Here is a 26,539-nt window from a genome sequence, read left to right as displayed (position 1 = left end):
AGGGGGAGATTCTGTGAGCAAACGATGGTTGAGCATGAGTGTCATTGCGTTGATGATGGGGCTGGGGTTCGGTGCCGGCACCTCAGCCCAGGCGGCTGATCAGGCGGCTGTGACGACTGCGCCAACGGGCATTTCGCTAGCCCGGTCATCGGCGGCGATTGCCCCCGCACCGGAGACCATGAGTCACGCGCGAATTGTGACCACGCCGGACGGTTCGGCCATTGCGCTGACGTCGGGGCCGTCGCAATTCGGCGCGGCGTGGTCGACGGCCCCAGCGGCCTTGGACCTGCGGCGGAATCAGACGCTTGGTGTCTGGGTCAACTTAGGTGCCCGGCACCAGGCAGGCAGCGACGGCCTGGCGTTAGTCTTGCAGAACAATCGCCGGGGAGCAGCTGCGATGCCGGCCATGGGGTCACGCGTGGTCGGTGAGACTCTGGGTGTCTTGGCAACGGATACCAATCAAAACCAGACTTCCGCGCAGAAGTTAAGTCAAACGGCGATTCAGCGGAGCTGGGCGTTGGGTGTGGTCCCGACCAGCGCATCAGCGACTGCCCAGCCGGGAGCCGCCAACGCCTTTGCCACGTTAACGGGCACTGATCAGCATTTGACGACCTTGTATCCCGCTCTGGCTAGCACCTACCGGCGGTTGCGTGCTGGTGGCCTCTTGAGTGGCTGGCTGACGCCGGCCCGTAACGCCTATGCGCTGGTCCCTAAGACTCTGAATTCAGTCAACGACCTAGCGGATGGGCGGTGGCACCACCTCACGTTGACCTGGAACGCTCAGGCGGGAACCATGACCACCACCTATGATGACCGCAATCCTGCCACGGCGGCGCCCCAACCAGGCGTGAGCCGGACGGTACCGCTTGATCGCCAAGCCATCGATCCGTCCCACACGGGGCACGTCCGTTGGGGATTGACGGCCACTACGAACCGGCAAGATACCACGACGCTGGTGGTCGTAGACCAGACCCCAGCGGCGGCACAGACCAGTGCAGTGACGCGGGTGACGGACCTGACGCAACACCGCGCAGTGACCACCGGCAGCTCGGTCAACGCGGGTGACCGGGTCAGCTTGACTCTGCGGCTGGCGAACCGTAACCCTCAGGCGACCTGGGCCGCCATTGCCGGTCAGTTGCATTTACCGGCTGACTTGCGGCTAACGCGTGGTCAGTGGGTCGCTGCGAACGGCCAGACCAGCGCGCTGAGTTCCCGGGACCTGCACCAAGCGGCCCTCCCCGTGGCACTTAAACGGGGACTGACTCCGCACCAAACGCCGGTCAAGCTACACTTGACCGGGCGAATCGCCGCGGTCCCCACCACCCAGAAGGTGGCCGCGACCACCAGTCGCTTGACCTCTAATCTGGGCGTCACCAGGGTCACTACACCTGATTTCACGGTTGCGGCGAAGCACGCGTTGACCCTGGCTGTGACTAGCGGCCAGCGGGTCCAGTTACCTAGTCGCCAGGGGACCATGGTAACGGGGCGGGTCCGTGATCGATCGGGCGCGTCCCACCCCGCAGTCGTGCTTCAAACCACGCTGAACGGCTTGACCCGCCCAGCGGTGACGGTAGCCGCCTACGGGGACGTTCAAAGTTCATCTTCAAGCGGATCAGTTGCGTATCGGCCCCAACCGGTTACAACTGACCGCGATGACGGCTAAGGGAACGCGGCGGTCGGCGCCGGTCACCGTGAACATTGAGGTGCCGGGCAGCCTGCAGTTCCTGATGCTCAACACGGCTAGCGGGTTTGAACCCGGGCGATTTTCCGGCCAGAATCAGTTTGTCCAGCGTCGAGCTGGCTGGCAGATTGTGGTCCAAGATACCCGGGGAACCGGGAAGCAGTGGACTTTGGATGCCCAGACTACGCCGTTTACCGACGCTGCGGGGCACCGATTAGCTGGCGGACCGGTCAACGTGACGGCCACTGGTACGACCCCCCTGAATACCAGTCCAACGCCAATCCTGACCCATCGAACCGATGACCAGGTGGCTGACGGGGTCACCAACGTCGTCGCGGGATGGACCGACCATACCGGTGTGTTGCTAGAAGTAGATGGTGGCACCCCAACCGGCACCTACCGTGGCACCATTACCTGGACGTTGACCGATGCGCCGAGTTGACCGGCAAAAATCCCCAGCAAGTTCAGCGACTTGCTGGGGATTTTTCGTGGTTAATTGGCGGTTAGTTTAAGCCGCGGGCGTTTCTGAATCGTTGGTCGCGGGCTTCTTGAAGACGAAGAGCTTCGACAAGATATAGTTGACCGCAATCGCGATTCCGTGGCCTAAGACCTTGGTGATGGTCCCGTTGGCGCCCAGTAAGGAGATCCCAATCCATAAGATCACGAATTCAATCAGGTAGGTCGCCACCCGAGTGCCGTAGAAGGTGGTCAGTTCCTTGAAGAGGCTCTCGGTCTTGTGTTTGAAGACGAAGAACTTGTTCACGATGAAGGCGAACAGGACGCTGAAGAACCAGTCGATCAGGTTGGCAATCTGGTATTCCACGCCGAACGTGTGGTACAGCAGGTAGAACAAGACCACGTTGAAGACCACAGTGATCACGCCCCAGACGGCGTAAAGTTGGAGTTCGTTGTTGGCCTTAGTCTCCACGGCGTCGAGTTCTTCTTCGAACTCGGCCTCCGTGGTGGGGTGGTTGTGTTGGTGTAAGTCAGAATTTGGTTTCAAGAGTTTGTAGGGTCCTTTCTACGACTAGGAAAGCAGCCGCGTAATCATACGTTCGTAGATTTTGATGAAGCGGTGGTACATGTCGAGGTCCAGGTATTCGTTGACCTGGTGAGCCGTAATGTTACCGGGTCCAAAGACCACCACGTCGATGTCGGGATTGACCGCCAGGAAGGAGGAGGCGTCGGTCCCCCCGGAGACCCCAATCTTAGGAAGGGCTTGTTCCAGTACGGCCCGACCGATGACGGCGGCGGCCTGAATCAAAGGCCGGTCTTCGGCGGTGTGCATCGGCGTAAAGTCACTGATCAGTTCGAAGGACAGTTCGGCACCTTGAGCGTTCAGGTCCGCAATGATTTGTTGGACGGCTTGGGTGATGGTGGCGTTCGACAGTTCGGGGATGGTCCGGATCTTGACGGCTAATTCCGCACTGGCGGGAACCGTATTGATCTGCTCGCCCCCCTTGATCATGGTGACCACCGGCGTGATGGGCCCTAAGACCGGGTTACGGTACTTGGTCAGCGTCGCGAAGTAGGCTTCTTGCTTCTGGTAGAAGGTAACTAGCGGACCGATGGCGTTCTTCCCGATTTCGGGCATGGAACTGTGCGCGGCGACCCCGCGGGAGTGAATCATGTAGGTCAACGAGCCCTTATGCGCCAGCTCGATGAAGTGTTGTTCGTCGGTGTGGTTGGCGTCCGCTAACTTCTGGGCACCGGCCGCGTCGATCTGGAGCATCTGTTGAATCTGCGGTTGGGCTAACAGGCGTTTGTCCGCGCCGCTGGGTTCCCCCACGATCAACGCGTCTAGGTCCTTAGCGTAACCGGCTTCGGCGAGTTGCCGGGCACCGTACTGGCCCAGCTCTTCGCCGACCGTGGCCATCAGCCGCAGAGTTCCCCGGAGTGGCACCCCGGATTCCTTCAAGTGAATCATGGCCCAGACACCGGCCATCAGTCCCGACTTCATGTCGGCCGCGCCCCGACCGAACAGCTTACCATCTTTCACGGCAGCTGATAGGGCGTCGACTTGCCACTTGCTGCTGTCGCCCAGCGCAACGATGTCTTCGTGACCATCGAAGCCAATCACGGGACCGTTACCGTCACCGATTTCGGCCACCAGACTGACCCGTTCGGGCGTGTACGCGATTTGTTTGCTAGCAATGCCGTGTTCTTGTAATAAGTTCGCGATGTAATCGGCCACCACTTTTTCGTTGCCATTGACGGTATCAAGTTTGATGATATCACGCAACGTTTCAACGACTTCATCCATTATTCTTCGTCCACCTCGTTTTTGATGTCCCCGGAGGCGTGAAAACGCCTCAAACGACTTAACTCGATTACAGCACTTTTCTTTTTGACGGTCAAGGTACAGACTTCGTAATTTTAATAGATGACGATTATTTATGCTGTTAACGGTACGAAGAGTTCCGAAATAAGTTTTCAGAAAACGCTGAAAAGGGTCGTTTTACTTTCTTGTGCGCAGATTAAAATGAAAGGAGACGATTTTTCACAAACTTTTTTAAATTCCTGAAAACTTGGTATTGATGTATTGTAAGCGCTGATCTATACTGTGGGTATACCTGCTAGCACGGGAAGATAAACCACGAAAAGGGAGTTTTTATCATGAAAGCAGCAGTTGTTCGGGATTCTTTAGATGGCTACGTTGAGATTAAGGATGTTCAGTTACGGGACATTAAGGCGAACGAAGCGTTAGTGGACGTTGAGTACTGTGGGTTATGTCACACGGACCTGCACGTCGCACAAGGCGACTTCGGGAACACTGCTGGCCGGATCATCGGTCATGAAGGGGTCGGTCGGGTCAAGGAGATCGGCGCCGACGTCACGAACTTAAAAGTCGGTGACCGGGTCTCCATCGCCTGGTTCTTCGCGGGCTGTGGCCACTGTGAATACTGCCTGACCGGGCGGGAAACGCTGTGCCGCAACGTGGAAAATGCCGGGTTTAACGTGGATGGTGCCATGGCCGAACAGGTCATCGTGAAAGCCAACTACGCAGTCAAGGTCCCCGATGACCTGGACCCGGTCGAAGCCAGCTCCATTACCTGTGCCGGCGTCACCACTTATAAGGCCTTGAAGACCGCCAACCTGCACCCCGGTGAATGGGTCACGATTTATGGTTGCGGTGGCTTAGGGAACTTGGCCGTGCAGTGGGCAAAGAACGTCTTCAAAGCCCACGTGATCGCCATTGACATCAACGATGACAAGCTGGAAACGGCCAAGAAGTTGGGGGCCGACCTGACCTTTAACTCCAAGACGGCCGATTCGGGTGCCTGGGTTCAAGAACAAATCGGGGGCGCCCACGCTTCCGTGGTCACGGCGGTCTCCCAAATCGCCTTCGACCAAGCCATCGACTCCGTTCGGGCCGGGGCACGCGTGGTTGCCGTAGGGCTGCCTAAGGGGGCCATGGAAGTCTCCATTGTGAAAGTGGTCTTGGACGGCATCCAAATCGCCGGGTCATTAGTTGGCACGCGGCAAGACTTAGCCGAAGCCTTTCAGTTAACGGCGGAAGGCGACGTGAAGCCGATCGTGGCGACCCGCAAGCTGGAAGACCTGAACAACATCATCGACGAAATGAAGGCCGGCAAGATCGAAGGCCGAATGGTGGTTGATTTCACCAAATAACGGCTGGGTGTTACGGTCCGGTCCCGCCAGCCGATTGGCAGGGCCGTGACGCCAGTGGGCACGACTTTGAGCTTCGCCAAGATCGCGAATCTCAAAGCTCGGCCTTAGCCTAAGGCCAGAGAACCACTGGCCTAACGCTAATGTCACTGGCTGGGCCCTATCGGCTGACGGGGTCACCAACGTCGTCGCGGGATGGACCGACCATACCGGTGTGTTGCTAGAAGTAGATGGTGGCACCCCAACCGGCACCTACCGTGGCACCATTACCTGGACGTTGACCGATGCGCCGAGTTGACCGGCAAAAATCCCCAGCAAGTTCAGCGACTTGCTGGGGATTTTTCGTGGTTAATTGGCGGTTAGTTTAAGCCGCGGGCGTTTCTGAATCGTTGGTCGCGGGCTTCTTGAAGACGAAGAGCTTCGACAAGATATAGTTGACCGCAATCGCGATTCCGTGGCCTAAGACCTTGGTGATGGTCCCGTTGGCGCCCAGTAAGGAGATCCCAATCCATAAGATCACGAATTCAATCAGGTAGGTCGCCACCCGAGTGCCGTAGAAGGTGGTCAGTTCCTTGAAGAGGCTCTCGGTCTTGTGTTTGAAGACGAAGAACTTGTTCACGATGAAGGCGAACAGGACGCTGAAGAACCAGTCGATCAGGTTGGCAATCTGGTATTCCACGCCGAACGTGTGGTACAGCAGGTAGAACAAGACCACGTTGAAGACCACAGTGATCACGCCCCAGACGGCGTAAAGTTGGAGTTCGTTGTTGGCCTTAGTCTCCACGGCGTCGAGTTCTTCTTCGAACTCGGCCTCCGTGGTGGGGTGGTTGTGTTGGTGTAAGTCAGAATTTGGTTTCAAGAGTTTGTAGGGTCCTTTCTACGACTAGGAAAGCAGCCGCGTAATCATACGTTCGTAGATTTTGATGAAGCGGTGGTACATGTCGAGGTCCAGGTATTCGTTGACCTGGTGAGCCGTAATGTTACCGGGTCCAAAGACCACCACGTCGATGTCGGGATTGACCGCCAGGAAGGAGGAGGCGTCGGTCCCCCCGGAGACCCCAATCTTAGGAAGGGCTTGTTCCAGTACGGCCCGACCGATGACGGCGGCGGCCTGAATCAAAGGCCGGTCTTCGGCGGTGTGCATCGGCGTAAAGTCACTGATCAGTTCGAAGGACAGTTCGGCACCTTGAGCGTTCAGGTCCGCAATGATTTGTTGGACGGCTTGGGTGATGGTGGCGTTCGACAGTTCGGGGATGGTCCGGATCTTGACGGCTAATTCCGCACTGGCGGGAACCGTATTGATCTGCTCGCCCCCCTTGATCATGGTGACCACCGGCGTGATGGGCCCTAAGACCGGGTTACGGTACTTGGTCAGCGTCGCGAAGTAGGCTTCTTGCTTCTGGTAGAAGGTAACTAGCGGACCGATGGCGTTCTTCCCGATTTCGGGCATGGAACTGTGCGCGGCGACCCCGCGGGAGTGAATCATGTAGGTCAACGAGCCCTTATGCGCCAGCTCGATGAAGTGTTGTTCGTCGGTGTGGTTGGCGTCCGCTAACTTCTGGGCACCGGCCGCGTCGATCTGGAGCATCTGTTGAATCTGCGGTTGGGCTAACAGGCGTTTGTCCGCGCCGCTGGGTTCCCCCACGATCAACGCGTCTAGGTCCTTAGCGTAACCGGCTTCGGCGAGTTGCCGGGCACCGTACTGGCCCAGCTCTTCGCCGACCGTGGCCATCAGCCGCAGAGTTCCCCGGAGTGGCACCCCGGATTCCTTCAAGTGAATCATGGCCCAGACACCGGCCATCAGTCCCGACTTCATGTCGGCCGCGCCCCGACCGAACAGCTTACCATCTTTCACGGCAGCTGATAGGGCGTCGACTTGCCACTTGCTGCTGTCGCCCAGCGCAACGATGTCTTCGTGACCATCGAAGCCAATCACGGGACCGTTACCGTCACCGATTTCGGCCACCAGACTGACCCGTTCGGGCGTGTACGCGATTTGTTTGCTAGCAATGCCGTGTTCTTGTAATAAGTTCGCGATGTAATCGGCCACCACTTTTTCGTTGCCATTGACGGTATCAAGTTTGATGATATCACGCAACGTTTCAACGACTTCATCCATTATTCTTCGTCCACCTCGTTTTTGATGTCCCCGGAGGCGTGAAAACGCCTCAAACGACTTAACTCGATTACAGCACTTTTCTTTTTGACGGTCAAGGTACAGACTTCGTAATTTTAATAGATGACGATTATTTATGCTGTTAACGGTACGAAGAGTTCCGAAATAAGTTTTCAGAAAACGCTGAAAAGGGTCGTTTTACTTTCTTGTGCGCAGATTAAAATGAAAGGAGACGATTTTTCACAAACTTTTTTAAATTCCTGAAAACTTGGTATTGATGTATTGTAAGCGCTGATCTATACTGTGGGTATACCTGCTAGCACGGGAAGATAAACCACGAAAAGGGAGTTTTTATCATGAAAGCAGCAGTTGTTCGGGATTCTTTAGATGGCTACGTTGAGATTAAGGATGTTCAGTTACGGGACATTAAGGCGAACGAAGCGTTAGTGGACGTTGAGTACTGTGGGTTATGTCACACGGACCTGCACGTCGCACAAGGCGACTTCGGGAACACTGCTGGCCGGATCATCGGTCATGAAGGGGTCGGTCGGGTCAAGGAGATCGGCGCCGACGTCACGAACTTAAAAGTCGGTGACCGGGTCTCCATCGCCTGGTTCTTCGCGGGCTGTGGCCACTGTGAATACTGCCTGACCGGGCGGGAAACGCTGTGCCGCAACGTGGAAAATGCCGGGTTTAACGTGGATGGTGCCATGGCCGAACAGGTCATCGTGAAAGCCAACTACGCAGTCAAGGTCCCCGATGACCTGGACCCGGTCGAAGCCAGCTCCATTACCTGTGCCGGCGTCACCACTTATAAGGCCTTGAAGACCGCCAACCTGCACCCCGGTGAATGGGTCACGATTTATGGTTGCGGTGGCTTAGGGAACTTGGCCGTGCAGTGGGCAAAGAACGTCTTCAAAGCCCACGTGATCGCCATTGACATCAACGATGACAAGCTGGAAACGGCCAAGAAGTTGGGGGCCGACCTGACCTTTAACTCCAAGACGGCCGATTCGGGTGCCTGGGTTCAAGAACAAATCGGGGGCGCCCACGCTTCCGTGGTCACGGCGGTCTCCCAAATCGCCTTCGACCAAGCCATCGACTCCGTTCGGGCCGGGGCACGCGTGGTTGCCGTAGGGCTGCCTAAGGGGGCCATGGAAGTCTCCATTGTGAAAGTGGTCTTGGACGGCATCCAAATCGCCGGGTCATTAGTTGGCACGCGGCAAGACTTAGCCGAAGCCTTTCAGTTAACGGCGGAAGGCGACGTGAAGCCGATCGTGGCGACCCGCAAGCTGGAAGACCTGAACAACATCATCGACGAAATGAAGGCCGGCAAGATCGAAGGCCGAATGGTGGTTGATTTCACCAAATAACGGCTGGGTGTTACGGTCCGGTCCCGCCAGCCGATTGGCAGGGCCGTGACGCCAGTGGGCACGACTTTGAGCTTCGCCAAGATCGCGAATCTCAAAGCTCGGCCTTAGCCTAAGGCCAGAGAACCACTGGCCTAACGCTAATGTCACTGGCTGGGCCCTATCGGCTGGCGGGACCTCCTGGTGGTGCGCGACAATCAATGGTGCAGTTGGCCAGGCTAGTGCTACTGTGGACTGTGAAACCTGATTTAGGTGGCATTTCTCAGTTGCTCTAGGTACTGTCCGAAAACTAATTAGAAGGTTAGCCATGACTAGAAACTTAAGGCCTTCGGAGCGGTCAACTATTGTTGGGCTTGCGCTATCGTAAGCCGAGAGGACGGCCAGACAAGGCTCAGCCGTGACATTTTCCTAGGTGAGCGTTTCTTAGCTCGCCTAGGAAAAGGCCAGCTTGGGGACTATGGATTTGGGGCGTCAAGTTGTGCCCACGGCGTTCCAGCCTTGTCTGGCCGTCCGGTAAGGCGAATAATCGTTACTATGTTGCCTCCTCCCGGGCAGAAAAATGCGCGGGCGACTTGACAATTCCGTGAATCACGCCTAACATTACCCTTAATTTCTAAGTGATCTGTCATAAATGGCTAGGAGAAGAGTAGTGTTTGCCCGTCCGTTAAGCGAGCCCCCATGGTGGAACCGGGTCGGTAACGGCAACATGAAGATGACCTCTTAAATGCTATCAAGCGGTTAACGCTGCTTGGTCGGTAGGAACCGTTACTTTCCCAGGTATCGCTTTGCGGTACTGTTGAGGCTACCGGTCACCTGACGGTAGTGAATTAGGGTGGTACAACGACGCGCTCGTCCCTAGAACGATATTTTCGTTCTGGGACGGGCGCGTTTTTTTCTGGCCCCGACCATGATAGACCCTTAGGGGATGACTTTTGAGGAGGAATTTGAACGATGACTAATACCAAAACAGAATCAGTGACCTATCCTTACCGTTACGACGTGGTCGGCAGCTTACTGCGGCCCCAAGCACTGAAACAGGCCCGCGCCCGCTTGGCAAAAGGCTTGATCGATGCCGATGAACTGGCGGCGATTCAACACGACGAAACCAAGCGCGTGGTCAACGAAGAACTGAACTTAGGCTTGAAGGCGGTGACCGACGGAGAGTTCAACCGTAGTTGGTGGCACCTGGACTTCCTCTGGGGACTGAACGGTGTGGGACATTACGATTACCACCAAAGCTACAAGTTCCACGGGAGCAAGACCCGGACCGACAACGCAGACCTGGTGGGTAAGATTGCTTACAACCCAGACCACCCGTTCTTCGCGACCTTCAGCTACCTCCAAACGTTGGTTCCGGCCGGCATCGCCGTTAAGCAGACGATCCCGTCCCCGACCATGTTGTTCCGGGACAACCGGAGTGATAACTGGCACCAGTTCTACGAGACCTGGGACGCATACTTAGATGATTTAGCCCAAGCTTATCACCAGACCATCCAGCACTTCTACGACTTGGGTTGCCGCTACCTCCAACTGGATGACACCACCTGGGCCTTCCTGATCAGTCAGCTCAACGCGACCGCCGACCAGCCCGACCAACACGCCAAGTACGTGAAGTTGGCCCAGGACGCCGTACGGGTCATCAACCAGGTCTTAGCTGGGTTACCGGACGACCTGACCGTGACCACCCACGTCTGCCGGGGAAACTTCAAGTCCACGTACCTGTTCTCCGGGAGCTACGACGACATCGCCGATTACCTGGGACAACTGCACTACGACGGCCTGTTCTTGGAATACGATAGTGACCGGGCCGGCGACTTTACGCCACTGAAGCGCATCTGGAATCACGACACCCACAAGCGCATCGTTCTGGGGCTGATCACGTCGAAGTTCCCCGAGCTGGAGAATCCGGACGACATCAAGGCCCGAATCAAGCAGGCCAGCGAGTTCGTACCGCTGGAGAACCTGGCCCTCTCCACGCAATGCGGCTTCGCGTCGACCGAAGAGGGTAACCAGTTAACGGAAGACCAGCAATGGGCCAAGTTGAAGCTGGTCAAGCAGATTGCCACCGACGTGTGGGGCAAGTAATTTTTACAGAAGATTTACCCAATCATGAAGGTTCCCGCACCGTGCCGGCGTATTCTGGAAGGTAGCGTGATGAAATACTCGGCATTTCTACCCGAGAAGCGCTACACTAGGCGTAAATAACCGATGAGATGTCGGGAAGGGGACATAACATGGTCAAGCAAACGATGGTTTTGGGGCACCGCGGGTATCCGGCAAAATTCCCGGAGAACTCCCTGGCCGGCTTCACCTACGCGGTTGAGCACCAGATTGAAGGCTTAGAGTTCGATGTGCACCTGACCAAGGACAGCGTACCGGTCATCATGCACGACGAAAAAATCAACCGTACCACTAACGGCAAGGGGTACATCCAGGATTACACGTTAGCGGAGCTTCGGCAATTCAAGCTGGCAAACGGGGACCCCGTGCCCACACTGGCGGAGTTTTTGAAGTTAGTGGCGAACCAAGAGGTGCAGTTGAACTTGGAATTCAAGACGGATAAGATTCAGTATCCCAATATTGAGCGCATCGTGATGGGGATGGTGCACGCGACGCCGTTACGGCATCCGGTTATCTTCTCGTCGTTCCACCTGCCGACCATTAAGCGTTGTCAGGCCTTAGCACCGGATGAGCTGTATTGTTGGTTGACGGATAAACGGGTCAAGGACCCCGTTGATTTTGTCCGGCAGGAGCACTTGGCGGGCCTGCACTTGAGTCACTACCAAGACGGCGTTCCCGTGGTGGAACGAATCTGGACCGTCGATAGTGTGCGGCAAGCCAAGCGGCTCTTCCAGGACCACGTGGCCGGCATCTTCACCGATGACTTTGTGACCATGATGGCGTTGAAGCGCGAGCTTCTGAACACACCGACCCAAAATTAAGATAGCACGAAAAAAGCCTGGGCGTGTTTCCCAGGCTTTTTTCTACGTTTAGTCAAGGACAGGATGGTGGAAAATGTCCGCCTTACCGGACGGCCAGACAAGGCTGGAACGCCGTGGGCACCACTTCGAGCCACAAAGCGGTCTCGAAGCTGGGCCTTTTCCTAGGCGAGCTGGAAAACGCTCACCAAGGAAAATTTCACGGCTGAGCCTTGTCTGGCCGTCCTCTCGGCTTACAGTTGTGTAACCCAATAGCAAAACATGATTTGCCGACGGGCCGTAGTGGTTGGTATGAATAAGGTTGCCACCCGTTTGTGGCCATGACGCAAGTATGATGATGCCTACCACGGACTCGAGGTCTGATAAGATTTACGCCTTAGTGTTTTAGTTTAAGAGTCCCACACGGTACCAATTTTGGACGTCAGGAAACACTGTTTTTGATACGCTCAATGTAGCCGTGAGGTTGGGCCTGAAGAGGCTCAGTGGTGTCGTTTGGGTTAGTCAGTGTTTTTCAGCTGGCTTACCCAAAGGCCGAGCTTGAAGACCTGGGACTTTCAGGGCTCCAAGTCGTGCCCACCACGTTCCAGCCTCTTCAGGGCCAACCGGTAAGGCGGGGGATTACCACAATCTGTCCCTTGATTAAACGTAGAAAAAAGCGCTGTAAAACCATCGTTTTACAGCGCTGCAACAGCTCAACTCGCGCTTAACGCCGCTTAGTCGGTCAGCACGTGCTGGAATTCGGCACTTAACTGTTGAACGTTAAATTCATACGGGGCCAAGGCTTGGTTGGGCGCCTTGAAGTGTCCGTGGCTGTCGAGATCGGCAGGTTTTAGAGAAATTTCAATGTTGGTGCTTAACCGGTGGAACTTGAGTCCCCGGAGAACCAGCGACAGGGCCAGCGCTGCTTGGAAGCCCCCGCGTCCGCCGTAGGAAACCATGCTGACAGGCTTGCCCCGCCACTCGCTGTAGAGGCAGTCCAGCGCGTTCTTTAGGGGCGCAGGATAGCCCCAATTATATTGCGGGAACAGCAAGACGAAGCCCTGGTAGCCCTGAATCAAACGGCTCCAGTTCTTGGTATGTTCGAGTTCGTAATGGCCGTCGCTGGGCATGGCAATCTCGTCTAGTAGTGGCAGGTCGATCTGGGCTAAATCAATTACGTCCACGTCCAGGTGGGGCGTCTTTAACTGCTTTTGCAACCAATCAGCGATACTGGGACCGATACGACTGGGCCGGGTGGACCCCACAATAATCCCGATTTTAGGATTTGTCATCCAATCACTCCTTCAGGTTAGTCTGTGCGTCATGCACATGGTAGCATGGTTCTGGTATACTAACAATCAATCAGGAGCTGAATGGTTGGTGACTAATCTAGCGAGTAGGGGGTATAAATCGTGGATAGTGATATTTTTGAAGCGTTGTTTGACATCGTGACGTTCTTCGACCAGCCGCAACGGGACCGCTGCCTGTTGCAACGGGCGCGGGTGCACTTGGAGCCAGCGGCCTTACCCATCGTGGTCTGGGTCGCCCGGCAGCCCAACATCAGCGTGGGTCAACTGGCGGACCATATCGGGCGGAACCACTCGTCGGTCAGTCGGCAGGTCGACCGGTTGATGGCGGCGGGGTGGCTTGAAGAGCCCGACCGGCGGGATCAACGGGTCCGCCGATTGACCCTGAGTGCCGCGGGGCACCAAGGCTTGTTACGGATTCAACTAGCTCGAGCGGCTGAGCTTCAAGAACGGCTGAGTGATTATTCGGCGGCTGACCGGGCGGAACTCTTACGGGTCTTACAACGGTTAGCCCAGACCCTGCAGGTCAAGTGAACCCCGAAAATGCATAAAAATTAACCCCATTGAATCAAACTGGGATTTAGTCTGATTCAATGGGGTTATGGTTTGGAGGCAGTTATCGCCGAAGGTAGTTTCCGGGTACCACCGGCACTGGCACCAAAAAAGCTTTAGTTTGTCGTCTGTTTGTGTTAAGCAATCTTTACGACAGAATTATCATAACAGAGAAACCGGTAGTTTTGGGGCTTCCACGCGATTTGTAATATTACAAATTTATGCCAGCAGGATCACAGATCACTTGATGGCCCTGATTCTGGTGGAAACCTTCACAAAATACTTGCCTTCGAGTGACCTTAAGGGACTATACTGGCCCCATAGTCATCTGAATGGAGGTTTTTTGATATGGCAGTTTTAACGGATACCTTTGAATTAGCAAATGGCACCGCCATTCCCCAAGTGGGCTTCGGGACTTGGCAGATCCCAGGTGGGCAGACCGCCTATGACGCTGTCGCTAACGCCTTAAAGACGGGCTACCGGCACATTGACACGGCCAAGGCTTACGCGAACGAGTCGAGTGTGGGGAAGGCGATTCGGGACTCCGGTATCGACCGGAGCGACATCTTCGTCACCACCAAGTTGCCTGCTGAAACCAAGTCGTATAAGGGGGCGTTGGCCGACTTCCAGACTACGATGAAGAATCTGGATATCGATTACGTGGACCTGTACTTGATTCATGCGCCGTGGCCATGGAATGAAATCGGGAAGGACTGTGACGCGGCGAACCTCGATGTTTGGCGCGCGATGGAAGAGATTTACGCGACGGGGAAAGCCAAGGCGATTGGCGTCTCTAACTTCAACGTCCATGATTTGCAGAATATCTTGTCCCACGCCGAAGTGGCCCCGATGGTCGACCAGATTCAATACTACGTGGGCTACACGGAACCTAAGATCGTGAAGTTTGCGACCGACCACAACTTATTGGTCGAAGCTTACTCGCCGTTGGCAACGGGTGACATGTTGAACAACCCGGCTGTGAAGGAAATGGCGGCCAAGTACCACGTTTCCGCGGCACAGTTGGCCCTCCGCTTCTGCTTGGAAAATGGCGTATTGCCCTTACCGAAGGCAACCAGTCAGGACCACATTGAAGCCAACGCTCAGTTGGACTTCTCGATTACCGCCGCTGACATGGCCAAGTTGAACGGGATGGCCGATACAGCTGCGAACCATTTCCACAACGCAACGCAAGGCTAATCGTTTAGTTCGGCTAAGTGAAAATTAAACAGATTAAAGGGACCTTCCGGTGAACTAGCCGGGAGGTTTTTTAGTGGGCTTAGATGCATATTTATTGAAAACATGTGCATAATTCAGACCTTTTCAGTGGCGCGCCTGGTGAGGCTAGTATGCTGAACATGAGAATGGTATTGTTGTGATTTCAAGATAAGCCAATTTAGTTAAGAGGATTAAACCAATTTTATTTGGTACAGACTAGCCAGTCATTTAAACAGCTAGACCAGTCTTTTCTATAGGACTATACCAATTGCGCTTTCCTAAACCTATAAATTTGTGAAAACTATTAATTTTCTATTTACATTAGTCCCTAATCAAACTATGATTATATTCATAAAAAAGGGTGACCATAACGTCAGTTAAGTGGGCTAACCAGACCTGAAACGGGACTGATTCTCCGTTAGCGGCTAGGGAAAGCGCTAAACTGGCGAAAAGTCGTCACAATGGTGATTGGATTCGTGCGGCACACGGATTCGGCGCCTTAGAAGGAGTAGCTATGAGAGAACAGGGAGAATTAGAACGTAAGATTGGGACGTTTCAGGCCATTACCATTAATATGTCGCAGATGATGGGGGCCGGACCGTTCATCACGATTCCGTTGGTGTTGACGGTCATGGGTGGGCCCCAAGCCATGTTTGGCTGGATTGCCGGGGCAGCTTTAGCTTTGTTGGATGGTCAGATTTGGAGTGAGTTGGGTAGCTCGTTGCCCGGTGAAGGGGGCACCTATAACTATTTGAAGGCGGCCTTCCACGACCGCACGGGAAACCTGATGCCGTTTTTATTCATCTGGTCCGTCCTTTTGGCCACACCGTTGACGCTGTCCAGCGGGGCGATTGGCTTGGCGAACTATGCCAAGTTCTTCTTCCCGGGGATGACGGGGCTGCAGACCAAGTTGATTGCGGTTGCGGTGACCCTGTTAGCTGTGGCCTTACTCTACCGGCAAGTCACCAGTGTCGCCAAGATCTCCTTGGTCCTGTGGATCGGGATGATTTTAACGGTGGTTCTGATCGTGGCCACCGGGCTGTTGCACTTTGACCCGCATTTGGCGTTTGATTTTCCTAAAGGGGCCTTTACACCCAACAAGTTCTTCTTGGGCCTAGGTGCCGGAATGTTACTGTCAATCTACGATTATCTGGGCTACTATACCTCCGCCTACATGGGCGACGAGCTGACCCAGCCGGGGAAGACGATTCCCCGGTCGATTACCTTGTCGATTCTCTTCGTGGCGTTGATCGACCTCTTGATGAACATCGGCATTATCGGCTACGTTCCGTGGCAGACCGCCGCTAAGAGTTCGAACATTGGGTCGCTATTCATGACCAAGGCTTGGGGCCCGTGGGGTGGGACCATCATTACGCTATTGATTATTTGGACCTGCTTCGCCTCAGTTTACACTGGGTTGTTAGGTGCTTCGCGGATTCCGTACAATGCCGCCAAGGATGGCGTGTTCTTTAAGCAATTCGCCCACCTGCACCCTAAGATGAAGTTTCCGAACTATTCCCTGCTGGTGATTGGCGCCATTATGGTGGTCTGCTGCTTCTTCGACCTGACCACGGTGATCAACGCGCTGATGGCGGTCCAGATCGTGGTTCAGTTCATGATGCAGATCATCGCGCTGTCCGTCTTACGGAAGAAGCGGCCAACGTTGCAGCGGCCCTATAAGGAATGGCTGTACCCGGTGCCAAGCTTGATTGCGTTTATCGGGTGGGGCTTCGTGTTCTTCTCTTCCGGCAAGTCGGCGATCAGCTTAGCTGTCGTGTGGACGGTCGTGGGGATTCTGGTCTTCTTGGGACGGTCATTCGTGGTCAAGAACGACTGGCCCTTTAAGAAGCGTGCATAGGAGGGCGGCAAACATGACACAGACAGCAACGGGCGTGTTAGCCATCGACATTGGGGGCACCAAGATCGCCTTGGCGGCCATCAGTGCGACTGGCGAGTGGCGCGCACAGGATAAGTTCATCATCGCGGGCTTGGCCGGCGAACAGATTGTGGCCCAACTCTTGGCGGCCAGTCAGGCCCTGCAAGCGCGGGCGCAGTTGACATTCGCCGCCATCGGGGTCAGTACCATCGGCGTGGTCGACGGGGACCACTTGAAGCTGGTCCCGACCATCCAGGGGTGGGACCAGGTGAACCTGCGGGCGAGCCTACAGACGGTCTTCCCCGCGGTACCCGTCTTGATTGAAAACGACGTGAAGTCGGCGACCTATGCCGAACTGCTCAACGGGGCCTTAAAGGGGACCTCGGCGGGACTCTACCTGAATTTGGGAACCGGCATCGCGACCGGATTGACCCTGGGGGATCAGGTGGTGCGGGGCAGTCACGGGGCGGCTGGTGAAGTGGGCTACTGGCTATTGGACGCCCAGAGCTCGGCCGGGTTTGCGACCGGCCACGCACCGCTGGAAGAGGCCACGGGTGGTCAGGGCATTGGGCAACAGCTGACGGCGCTAGTCGGTCACCCTTACACGGCGAAGGACCTGTGGCAGGCCCCGACCTTGTCGCCGGCGTTGCAGCAATTTAAAGATCACCTCCTGACGACCTGGGCGGTCAACCTCAGCAATCTCTGCATTGCTTGGGATCCCGCCGTGGTGGCCGTGGGTGGGGGCATGCAGGCGGCTTACCACCAGATTGCGCCGGCGCTGACCGCTAAGCTAGCCCAGAGCGTTCCCTTTCCGCCGGTCTTAAAACCGGCGTTATACCGGCAGAACGCGTCGTTGAACGGGATTGCGCTGTTGGCGTTACGGACGCTTCAGTAGGGCGGCGTGCGATTCGGTTATTTTAAAAGCGAGTTGAGCTAAGGGTCCCTGAGTCGGCTAACGGAATTAGCCAGTATTTCGAGTACGTGATCATGGTGAACGATTCACTAAAAGTCATAGATATCACCAGCGGTTCTCAATGGTTTTTGTTGGGAACCGTTTTTTGAATATTATATTTTTAATTTGAAGGCTACAAAGATTCCTCGCCTATCTGCTCGCCTAGACATGCTATAATTGACTAAAACGAGGAGTGATTCTGATGGCGTGGGATAAGGACCAAGCAGAAAGCGAACTAGCAAAGTGGTTTACACCTAGTAAGCCGGCCACTAAAAATTACGTTGAGCGTGGAACATTAGACAGAACGATTTTCCGTGAATTTGCGCAGCAAGGTCGTCAAGTGTTAGTCTTTGGTCCCACTGGCGCGGGAAAAACGAGTATGGTACTGGATAATTTGGAACGACTAAAGTCGCGGTACGGAACAACCTATATACGAGTTACCATGACGAATAAAACAACAATTGAAAGCTTCCTGGCAGATATTGCGTTTAAGTTGGGGTTAACGCGTCAGGTTCAACTGGTAGATACTGATGAGAGTCATTCTAAGGTTGGCGGAAATTTTAAACTTTTTCACTGGTTTTCGGTAGGAGCAGACGGTGAAAATCAACGGTCGCAGCAAAGGATTGTTGAGCGTTACACGGGATCCGATGATTTTGCCATTTTGGAAGAAGCCCTGTTTAAGCGGAATACAGTGTTGGTTGTTGACGATATGGAGAATTTAACGGATACTGCTGAAGAGTTGAGAATTCGGTTAGCTGAAATTGCAAAAAATATGTCTGATGATGCCGTTAATTACGAAGACTCATATGCTAAGATCGTTTTTGTAGGGATTGCGACGACGGCCGAACAGCTATGGGCTGATGTGCAGTCACTCAAAAGTCGCTTAGCAACTATTGCAGTTCCTTACTTGAATCAAGAAGAAAGTCAACGCATTATCCAATTAGGGTGGGAAAAAGCGGATTTGAAGAGCACCGCGGAACAAGTTAAGCGAACGGTCTATATTTCCAGCGGAATTGGAAAGGTCGTCCATGATTTGGGTCAAAAGACTGGCTATGCTGCTGTAGATGCAAATAATCGCGTTATTAAGCCACAATATATTGACCACGCGATTCGTGAAATCTTTGAAGTTAATGAGTTGGATTATGAATCGAGCTTTCAAAAGGCGAAGAATAAGACGAGTACGAAAACAACTGTTAGAAACTATGTGTTATATGCAATGGCTAATGATGATCGTATGACCATGACTGTGCAAGATATTTTAAAGGCCGTTAATCAGTTAAGAAATGATCATGAAAAGAAAGCAAATTCGATTAGTCCGGCACTTACGCAATTAAAAAGTCCTAACTTTGGAATATTGACTAGTGATAATCGTCATTCGTGGCGATTCATTGATCCGATGTTTAAAGCCTATGTTCGTGAGCATAAGGACGAGCTTTTACTAAAATCGGAGCGTAAAAATTAAGGGACAAAAGATCCCAAGCAACGCAAAAAGGGCACCACGTCAGCTAAACTCACGTGGTGCCCTTTTTCATGATGCCCCGAGCAGGATTCGAACCTGTACTTGGTTACCCAAACAGCGACCTGAACGCTGCGCGTCTGCCAGTTCCGCCATCGGGGCAAGTCATGACAATAACTATTATCTTACACTATTTGTTCGAATTAGAAAAGGGGTCACCCTAATTTTTTTAGGATGACCCCACGATGGTTAGTGGTGCTCTTTGACGATGTCCCGTTGCGGTTGCCGGTTTTCTAAACGCTGTAAGCCTGCCGCAACGCCGATGCCGAAGACCAACATGCCGACCCCCAACCAAGGCGTGTTGGTCAGCTGACCCTGAGCGACGGCTTGGCCACCTAACCCAGACCCCAACATGATGCCCACGTTGAAGGCGGAAATGTTGAGAGCGGAGGCTAAGGAGACTTCGTTAGGCGTGTAGGTCTCAGCCAACTGGACGATATACAGTTGGAGACCGGGCACGTTCATGAAGGCGAAGAGGCCCATGACCACGACGGCTAGCAGTCCCCAGACCTGCAAGTTAATGGTCAAACGGACCAGCAGGAGGGCCAGCGCTAAGCCCGCGAACATCTTGATGATGGCGGGCAGGGGCCGCCGGTTCGCGAAGCGTCCTCCGAGGGTGTTTCCGATGGCAACGGCAATCCCGTAGAACACCAGGATGACCACGATGGCACTGGTCGACCAGCCCATCTGTTGGTTCAGGATGGGGGTAAGGTAGGTGTAGACCGGGAACGTCGCGCCGTAGCCTAAGGCCGTGATGATCAGGATCAAGAGGAGCTGCGGTTGCTTTAGAATCCGCCAGATTCCTTTGACGCTGGTCGGGCGGGGCAGTGGGAGGTTGCGTGGGACCAGAAGTGCGTTAGTGATCAACCCGACTAGACCCAGCAGAATCAGAAAGAGGAACGAGGCCCGCCAGCCTAGGTGTTCGCCGATAAAGGTCCCCAGGGGCACCCCGGTCACGGTCGCCAGGGTCAGCCCGGTGAACATCACGGCGATGGCCGAGGCCCGTTTCTGGGGCGCCACCACGTCCGCGGCAATTAAGGACGCAATCGCCATGAAGATCCCGTGTGCCAGAGCCGCGATGATTCGGCCGGCTAGGAGAATCCCGAACGTCGGAGCGGTGGCCGCGAGGAGGTTGCCAATCAGAAAGGTAACCATGATTGCCAGCAACAGGTGCTTACGATTCCAGCGGTTAGTTAATAGGGCTAAGACGGGAGCGCCGACCGTGATGCCGGCGGCGTAGAGGGAGACGGTCATGCCGCCTTGAGACAGTGAGATGCCGAAGCTACGCGTCAATAAGGGCAAGAGTCCGACGCTAATGAATTCGGTGGATCCGATGGCAAAGGCGCTGATGGCCAGTGATAGTAAAATCCAGTTTGATGAGATAGTGCGTGATGGCATGGGTAAACCCTCCTTTGAATGAGCGGTGGGCCGGTATTTTGGTCCCGCCGGTTAAGTGAATACTCAAGAGTATACGAGCTGCGCTGACCAAAAAGAAGACGGCACTTTAAAGTGCTCTAGGAACCTTAAGGTGCGTTTAGGCGGGCAAACCGTCTGTTTGGCGAACAAACTGATGGAAAATGAGTTGAAATTGTGAATTCTTTTAGACTTTAATGGTCAATTTCAGCAAATGGTGGGGTAACCTGATAGAATGTAAAGTAATCAAACTAGGCAAAGGGGGTGGCCGTCTTGTACTTCGGCTATCAGACGTTTCGCGTACCAGACCGTTAATTTTTAGAACCCAGAAAGGATGACCTTAATCTATGGCAGAGAAGCCAGATATGCACCAACCTACCCCAGAACCAACCGAGGCTCCCGATTCGGAGCCGAGTCAGCAACCCTTGTGGCAACTCGATGCGCAGCACTTGCAGGCGGCCTACCACACCGATCCCGATGAGGGGTTAAGTGACCAGGAAGCCCAGCAACGGCTGAAGCAATACGGTCCCAACGAGCTGACGGCTAAGCCCCAGTCGAACCTGTTACGGTTCTTAAAGCAATTCAATAACAGTATCATCTACATCTTGGCCGCCGCGGCCATCATGACGTTCTTCATGCACCACTACTCCGACTCGATCGTTATCGGGTTGGTCATCATCGCCAACGCGTTCATTGGGTTCTTCCAGGAACGTTCGGCGGATAATGCCTTGGCTAAAATCAAGGCGTTGTTGGTGTCCGAAGCCGTGGTGTTCCGCGATGGCCAAAAGATCTCGTTGCCGTCCCGGGAACTGGTTCCGGGTGATATCGTCCAGTTGGAGGCCGGGGATACCGTACCCGCCGACTTGCGATTGATTGACGCGGATAACTTGAAAATTCAAGAATCCGCCCTGACCGGGGAAACCGATTCGGTCGAGAAGATTGAAGAGCCGATTGCCGCCCAGGACTTACCCTTAGCGGAACGGCAGAACCAAGCCTTCGCCTCCACGGCCGTGACCAATGGGTCAGGCCGGGGAATTGTGACGGTGACCGGGACCCAGACCGAAATCGGGAGTATCCAACAGCACGTGGCCAAGGTGAAGGCTCAGCCGACGCCGTTGATGAAGAACCTGAATAGCCTGGGCTTAGGCCTGTCATTGGCCATTCTAGTCGTGGCCTTCCTCCTGTTTGGGTTAGGGATGATCACCCACGTCTATAGCCTCCCAACGTTACTGATCGCCGTGATCACCATGGTCGTGGGGTCGATGCCGGAAGGGTTGCCTGCCAGTACCTCGGTGGTCTTGGCGATGGGGACCCAACAGCTGACTAAGCAAAACGTGATTGTCAAGACGTTGCCGGCCGTGGAAACGCTGGGTGCGGTGGATATCGTGAACACCGATAAGACCGGGACCCTGACCAAGAACGAAATGACCGTGACGGATATCTTGACGCCGCACCACACCTACACCGTGACCGGCGTGGGCTACGATGCGGCGGGCCAGATTGTCGATGAACAGGAACAGACAGTTGATTGGCAAGCCAGCTCCGATCTAGATTGGTTGGTTCAGATTGCCGGCCAGACCTCTGACGCCGAATTCCACCAGGAAGACGGTCAGTGGGTTTTGACGGGAGAACCCACCGACGGGGCGTTGACGGCGTTGTACCATAAGATGCTGCACGCGGATCCGGACCCGGCCGAAATCGATTCGTTGCCGTTTGATTCGGCGATTCGCTACTCCGCTCGTCTGGTTGATTTCCGCGACCAACGGTGGTTGCTGGTCAAGGGGGCGCCTCAGACCCTGATTCGGTTGATGCAGGAAAATGGCGAGACGGTCGATGCGGCAGCTTGGCAGGACCGGTTGTCGCAACTGACGCGTCAAGGAAAACGGGTGGTGGCCTTAGGGTACCAGCCGGTTGCCGCGGATGCGGATGAAGTGGACGACTTGCCGGTTGGGAAGAACTTCCACCTGGCCGGGATGGCGGGGATTATTGACCCACCGCGTCCCGGAGTCGCCGATGCCGTCAAGCAGTTACGGTACGCGGGAATCAAGGTTAAGATAATCACCGGGGATGACCCCGAAACGGCGGCCGCGATTGCGGAACAGCTGAATCTGGCCGAACAAGCGCGGGCCATTACGGGTCCCGAATTGAACCAATTAAGTGACGACCAGCTGGTTGAACAGATTGACCGCTACACGGTCTTCGCGCGGACCACGCCTGCTGATAAGCTCCGAATCGTTCGAGCTCAGCAGAAGCGGGGCCATATCGTGTCGATGACCGGGGATGGTGTGAACGATGCACCGGCCTTAAAGCAAGCTGACATTGGGGTCGCCATGGGAATCCGGGGGACCGACGTGGCCAAGGATTCTGCCGACATGGTCTTGGCGGACGACGACTTCACCTCGATCTTAGGGGCGGTCCGGGAAGGCCGGCACGTCTTCGACAACATTCGCAAGACGATTCGCTTCCTGCTCCCTACCAGTTTCGCCGAAGGGTTGATCGTGGTGATGAGTATCTTGATGAGCCAGTCGTTACCATTGTTCCCGACCCAGCTGTTGTGGATCAACATGGTCTCGGCCCTGACGATTCAATTCGCGTTCATCTTCGAACCTACCGAACCGGGCATCATGCGCCGGGGACCGCGGGACGTGGCGAAGGGGATCTTGTCCAAGTATGACGTCTTCGAAGTGGTTTACGTGTCCCTGCTGATTTCTGGCTTAGGGATGTTCGCCTACGACCTGTTGACGGGCCAAGGACTGGCTACCGTGATCGGCAGTACCATGACTTTACAAGTCATCATCTTCGGGAAGGTCTTCTACCTCTTCAACCTGCAGAACGACCACCCCGTGCTGTCGAAGTACTTCTTCCGTAACAAGATGAGCTTCTTGATTGTGGGCGTCTTACTGCTCTTGCAGGCCATGATCATCTACTGGGCACCCATGCAAAGCGTCTTCCACACCACCAGTGCCAACTTCACTTACGGGTGGGGGATTCCGATCCTTGCGGGGATCGTGGTGTTGGTGATTACCGAAATTGCCAAGGCACTGCGGCACCGTTGGCGGCAAGCCGTGCAACGGAAGGAACAACGCAGTACCGCAACGGATGCAGGAGAATAACCTGCGTTCGTTGTCTTCTAATCTGAGTTAAACGTAAAAGCCGATAACCATTGCGCATTATGTGCGGTGGTTATCGGTTTTTTAGCGTTTTTACCAAGGTGTGGTAGTCACAATGATGGGCTAGCGTACCGAGTTAGTAAATTGAACGAACAAATTGGTTTCGAAAATTAGCCGCTTTCATTAGGATTGTCAGCAAGTTATTCGCCATGATTGACCAAAAATTACGGAATTTATTGACAATTGTGTGACAAACTCCCAAGTTAGTTGAATTGATTGCTTAAGCGTGTATACTAAGAGTGGTAATTATATTGTGTACAAATTATTTGTACAATAACGAATCTATCACGTGCTAACTAAGATTGAACACGGACCCTGAAAGGATGTTACTTTGATCAAAACTAACGCAACAGAAGACATTAAAACTTGGACCGCCCGGGAACTGACTAAGATGGGGCGTGACGCTAGCAAGTGGGAGTTATTTGCTACTTCGGCGGAGAAAGATGTCTACCTTTTCCGTAATCCCCAAAAGAACCTGCAGGTGACGGTTTACCAAGATGCCAACGGTGAACGGTCAATGGGGAACGTCTGGGGCGCTTAAGGTAAGGCTCACCATTTAAATGAGGCAGTGATCAAGGGTCCGGCAGCGTAGGTTGCCGGACCCTTTTTGCCACAAAAAGGCCGCTACGATGAGGTAGCGGCCTTTAACTAATCAATGATTAACTGTCAGTGAACTGACATTAGTGCGTGGTGACACCAGCTTGCTTGTGTAAGTCGAGTTCGATCTCTTCCAGAGACTTCCCACGAGTTTCCAAGAACTTCTTGTGAACCACGACAACGGAAATGGCACAGATGACAGCGTAGAAGAGGAAGGAGTTGTCCAAGCCCCATGAGCTGAGCATCATTGGGAAGGTCAGTGAAACGACCATGTCGGCTAACCAGTTCGTTGCGGAGCACAGGGAAGTTCCTAACCCACGAATGTTCAATGGGAAGACTTCACCAATCAGAACCCAGGTAACGGGGGCCCAAGTACATGCGTAGAACGCGATGTAGACGGTCAATGCAATCGCACTGACCATGGCAGCGGCTTGTGACCCGTTATCGAACTTCAGGATAGCGTACATGACTAAGAGGGAAATCCCCATTCCGGAGGCACCGAAGATCAGCATCTTCTTCCGGTCGACCTTGTCCATCAAGAACATGGCAACGACCGTGACCAAGACGTTAACGACCCCGATCCCGATGTGGGCTAACAGCGCGGCGATAACTCCCCAGCCGACATCCGTAAAGATGGTTGGTGCGTAGAAGATAACACTGTTGGAACCGATAACTTGTTGGAAGATAGCGGCACCCAGTCCAGTGATTAAGGCTGGACGAACACCCTTACCAAACAGTTCTTTCCATCCACCGGTCTTCTGTTGCGCAGTTTCCTTGATTTCGTTCAAGGCCTTGTCAACGGCTTCGGTGTTCCCTTTGTTGGTGTTCATCAGAACGTCGCGGGCATCTTGGAGCTTGCCAATCTTAACCAAGAACCGTGGAGATTCTGGTAAGAAGAGGGCCCCGAAGAACAGGATTGCAGCTGGTAAGGCGGCGAATCCTAACATCCAACGCCAACCGGTGTACATGTGAGCGAAGGTGTAGTTCAGGATGTAGGCTAACAGAATCCCGATCATAACCATCAATTGGAACATGGTGGCTACGGCCCCGTGCATGCTCTTAGGTGCCAATTCATGCAGGTAGGCTGGAATCAGAGCGGAAGTAATGCCGACCCCAATCCCGAGGATAACCCGGGTAATCAGCAGAACCCAGAAGTCTGGTGCGAACCCGGAGGTAATGGCCCCGACGAAGAAGATGACAGAAGCCCAGATCAGCAATTTCCGCCGACCATATTTATCCAAGAATTTACTAGTGGCTAAGGCCCCGATAATCGCCCCGATTAAGACGGAACTAACGACCCAACCTTGTTGCCATGGTCCTAAGTGTAGTTGCTTTTGGATAAACAGGATCGCTCCAGAAACGGAAGCGATATCGTACCCGAAGAGTAAACCACCCAAAGCGCCAAACGTATAGATAAAACCGTTTGAGACTTTCTTCAACTTAAACACTCCTTAGAAAAAATTAAGTGCAAACCCTATGTAACTCTGAAAAATAGCATGTAAGCGGTTTTGGTAATCGCTTACAAATGACAGTATAGGTCTATTGTCCGTATAAATCAACATCAAAAACATTTATGAAATAAAAAGTTAGTTGATACTATATTTAGGTTACCCATTAATGCTTGTGGGTTAGACTAGGTATAAATGCCTGAATGGCAACACTCCAGCTAAGGGTGGGATGGACTGTAAAACGGTTTAAATTGGGCAAAAAGTGTGGCCAAAAATTTTTTGATGAAAATTAGGGGTTGTGTAAACGGTATCATTGGCGTTAAACTAAAAGAGGTCTGATTTATCATTAGTCGTTTAGAAAATTTATCCGAATAACCTAATTTGGTTCCGTTTAGAAAGTAGGCTTTAATATGCAAACTGCCTGGTACGTCTTATCAGGGATCGCGGATCTGGCCCTACTGGTGTTCATCTTCCTGTGGGCGTTTGATTACGCGCGCTTAGATAAAAGTAAAGTTAAGCACAAGCGCCACTACGGGCTGTGCACGTTCGCTTCACTGGCCGCAACGATTGTCTTCATGTTGCTCTCCGGTGCCGGGAAGTAAGCGTTATTGAGGATAGTAAAGCCGCCGTCAACGATAGCTCATTGACGGCGGCTTTTTTCGTGTTGTTTGGCGGAACTTTCTTTTAGTTTCATGGTTAGAATTGATAGTTTTTGAGAGGATTAAATCCTTGAACAGCGACGTAATTACATATATAATTACATCAAAACGTGGGAGGA

21 protein-coding genes and 1 tRNA gene are annotated in these 26,539 nt (G+C 53.8%); 14 read left to right on the top strand and 8 right to left on the bottom strand.

From position 1 onward, the window contains the following. Positions 1-13 precede the first annotated feature (13 nt). Both RIN67_RS12035 and RIN67_RS12030 read left to right on the top strand, forming a co-directional pair. The gene (locus tag RIN67_RS12035) at positions 14-1,663 is read left to right on the top strand and encodes an L-type lectin family protein (RefSeq protein WP_313872927.1); all 1,650 of its coding nucleotides are present in this window, start codon (positions 14-16) and stop codon (positions 1,661-1,663) included. Beyond that, positions 1,617-2,123, top strand: a complete 507-nt coding sequence (locus tag RIN67_RS12030; protein WP_313872926.1) for a WxL domain-containing protein — start codon at positions 1,617-1,619, stop codon at positions 2,121-2,123. The genes RIN67_RS12035 and RIN67_RS12030 overlap by 47 nt, the downstream gene beginning before the upstream one ends. A gap of 66 nt (positions 2,124-2,189) precedes the next feature. On the opposite strand, the gene RIN67_RS12025 is transcribed toward RIN67_RS12030, so the two are convergent. Together RIN67_RS12025 and RIN67_RS12020 are read right to left on the bottom strand one after the other, a co-directional pair. Next, entirely contained in the window at positions 2,190-2,684 is a 495-nt protein-coding gene (locus RIN67_RS12025; RefSeq protein ID WP_264999754.1) for a GtrA family protein, read from the bottom strand. Positions 2,685-2,708: 24 nt separating this feature from the next. Beyond that, on the bottom strand, positions 2,709-3,944 hold the full coding sequence (locus RIN67_RS12020; RefSeq protein WP_264999755.1) for an ArgE/DapE family deacylase: 1,236 nt from the start codon (positions 3,942-3,944) through the stop codon (positions 2,709-2,711). A 353-nt stretch (positions 3,945-4,297) separates the two neighbouring features. Here RIN67_RS12020 and adhP (RIN67_RS12015) point away from each other — a divergent pair, with 353 nt between their 5' ends. Then, positions 4,298-5,314 (top strand): alcohol dehydrogenase AdhP, encoded by a 1,017-nt coding sequence (gene adhP, locus RIN67_RS12015; protein WP_264999756.1) that lies wholly within the window; start codon positions 4,298-4,300, stop codon positions 5,312-5,314. A gap of 361 nt (positions 5,315-5,675) precedes the next feature. Here adhP (RIN67_RS12015) and RIN67_RS12010 read toward each other — a convergent pair whose 3' ends face one another. Then, entirely contained in the window at positions 5,676-6,170 is a 495-nt protein-coding gene (locus RIN67_RS12010; protein WP_264999754.1) for a GtrA family protein, read from the bottom strand. Between the two features lie 24 nt (positions 6,171-6,194). Further along, positions 6,195-7,430 carry an ArgE/DapE family deacylase gene (locus RIN67_RS12005; RefSeq protein ID WP_264999755.1) on the bottom strand — a complete coding sequence of 412 codons (1,236 nt, stop codon included), beginning with the start codon at positions 7,428-7,430 and terminating at the stop codon, positions 6,195-6,197. A 353-nt stretch (positions 7,431-7,783) separates the two neighbouring features. On the opposite strand from RIN67_RS12005, the gene adhP (RIN67_RS12000) reads away from it, so the two are divergent. From adhP (RIN67_RS12000) to RIN67_RS11990, 3 genes are all read left to right on the top strand, one after another. Then, positions 7,784-8,800, top strand: coding sequence for an alcohol dehydrogenase AdhP (gene adhP, locus RIN67_RS12000; RefSeq protein WP_264999756.1), 1,017 nt, complete (start codon positions 7,784-7,786; stop codon positions 8,798-8,800). A 948-nt stretch (positions 8,801-9,748) separates the two neighbouring features. Continuing rightward, positions 9,749-10,882, top strand: coding sequence for a vitamin B12 independent methionine synthase (locus RIN67_RS11995; RefSeq protein ID WP_264999757.1), 1,134 nt, complete (start codon positions 9,749-9,751; stop codon positions 10,880-10,882). A gap of 149 nt (positions 10,883-11,031) precedes the next feature. Continuing rightward, positions 11,032-11,739: a glycerophosphodiester phosphodiesterase family protein gene (locus tag RIN67_RS11990; protein WP_264999758.1), complete on the top strand. Its 708-nt coding sequence runs from the start codon at positions 11,032-11,034 to the stop codon at positions 11,737-11,739. Positions 11,740-12,449: 710 nt separating this feature from the next. Here RIN67_RS11990 and RIN67_RS11985 read toward each other — a convergent pair. Continuing rightward, on the bottom strand, positions 12,450-13,007 hold the full coding sequence (locus tag RIN67_RS11985) for an NADPH-dependent FMN reductase (protein ID WP_024747378.1): 558 nt from the start codon (positions 13,005-13,007) through the stop codon (positions 12,450-12,452). Between the two features lie 120 nt (positions 13,008-13,127). Here RIN67_RS11985 and RIN67_RS11980 point away from each other — a divergent pair, with 120 nt between their 5' ends. From RIN67_RS11980 to RIN67_RS11960, 5 genes are all read left to right on the top strand, one after another. Next, complete coding sequence (locus RIN67_RS11980) at positions 13,128-13,556, top strand: MarR family winged helix-turn-helix transcriptional regulator (RefSeq protein ID WP_264999760.1); 429 nt, start codon at positions 13,128-13,130, stop codon at positions 13,554-13,556. 366 nt (positions 13,557-13,922) lie between these two features. Then, entirely contained in the window at positions 13,923-14,771 is an 849-nt protein-coding gene (locus RIN67_RS11975) for an aldo/keto reductase (RefSeq protein WP_024747380.1), read from the top strand. 532 nt (positions 14,772-15,303) lie between these two features. Then, positions 15,304-16,647 (top strand): APC family permease, encoded by a 1,344-nt coding sequence (locus RIN67_RS11970; protein ID WP_056943606.1) that lies wholly within the window; start codon positions 15,304-15,306, stop codon positions 16,645-16,647. A 13-nt stretch (positions 16,648-16,660) separates the two neighbouring features. Beyond that, positions 16,661-17,560, top strand: a complete 900-nt coding sequence (locus RIN67_RS11965; RefSeq protein ID WP_264999761.1) for an ROK family protein — start codon at positions 16,661-16,663, stop codon at positions 17,558-17,560. 259 nt (positions 17,561-17,819) lie between these two features. Then, the gene (locus tag RIN67_RS11960) at positions 17,820-19,079 is read left to right on the top strand and encodes an ATP-binding protein (protein ID WP_264999762.1); all 1,260 of its coding nucleotides are present in this window, start codon (positions 17,820-17,822) and stop codon (positions 19,077-19,079) included. 72 nt (positions 19,080-19,151) lie between these two features. Here the strand turns inward: RIN67_RS11960 and RIN67_RS11955 are convergent. Then, positions 19,152-19,235: transfer RNA gene (locus tag RIN67_RS11955), tRNA-Leu, on the bottom strand. Between the two features lie 87 nt (positions 19,236-19,322). Next, positions 19,323-20,531, bottom strand: a complete 1,209-nt coding sequence (locus RIN67_RS11950) for an MFS transporter (protein ID WP_313825843.1) — start codon at positions 20,529-20,531, stop codon at positions 19,323-19,325. 362 nt (positions 20,532-20,893) lie between these two features. Between RIN67_RS11950 and RIN67_RS11945 the strand changes: the two genes are divergently transcribed. Together RIN67_RS11945 and RIN67_RS11940 are read left to right on the top strand one after the other, a co-directional pair. Beyond that, a complete protein-coding gene (locus RIN67_RS11945) occupies positions 20,894-23,659 on the top strand; it encodes an HAD-IC family P-type ATPase (RefSeq protein WP_390894161.1) in 2,766 nt (921 codons plus the stop codon). Between the two features lie 388 nt (positions 23,660-24,047). After that, complete coding sequence (locus tag RIN67_RS11940; RefSeq protein WP_024747384.1) at positions 24,048-24,257, top strand: hypothetical protein; 210 nt, start codon at positions 24,048-24,050, stop codon at positions 24,255-24,257. 139 nt (positions 24,258-24,396) lie between these two features. On the opposite strand, the gene RIN67_RS11935 is transcribed toward RIN67_RS11940, so the two are convergent. After that, complete coding sequence (locus tag RIN67_RS11935) at positions 24,397-25,752, bottom strand: sugar porter family MFS transporter (RefSeq protein ID WP_264999764.1); 1,356 nt, start codon at positions 25,750-25,752, stop codon at positions 24,397-24,399. Between the two features lie 419 nt (positions 25,753-26,171). On the opposite strand from RIN67_RS11935, the gene RIN67_RS11930 reads away from it, so the two are divergent. Further along, positions 26,172-26,363, top strand: a complete 192-nt coding sequence (locus RIN67_RS11930; RefSeq protein ID WP_024747386.1) for a hypothetical protein — start codon at positions 26,172-26,174, stop codon at positions 26,361-26,363. The last annotated feature ends 176 nt before the right edge of the window (positions 26,364-26,539 follow it).

It is taken from the genome of Levilactobacillus namurensis (genome assembly GCF_032197885.1).
In the GTDB taxonomy this organism is placed as follows: Bacteria; Bacillota; Bacilli; order Lactobacillales; family Lactobacillaceae; genus Levilactobacillus; species Levilactobacillus namurensis_A.
This window is presented reverse-complemented; position numbering and strand designations above follow the sequence as displayed.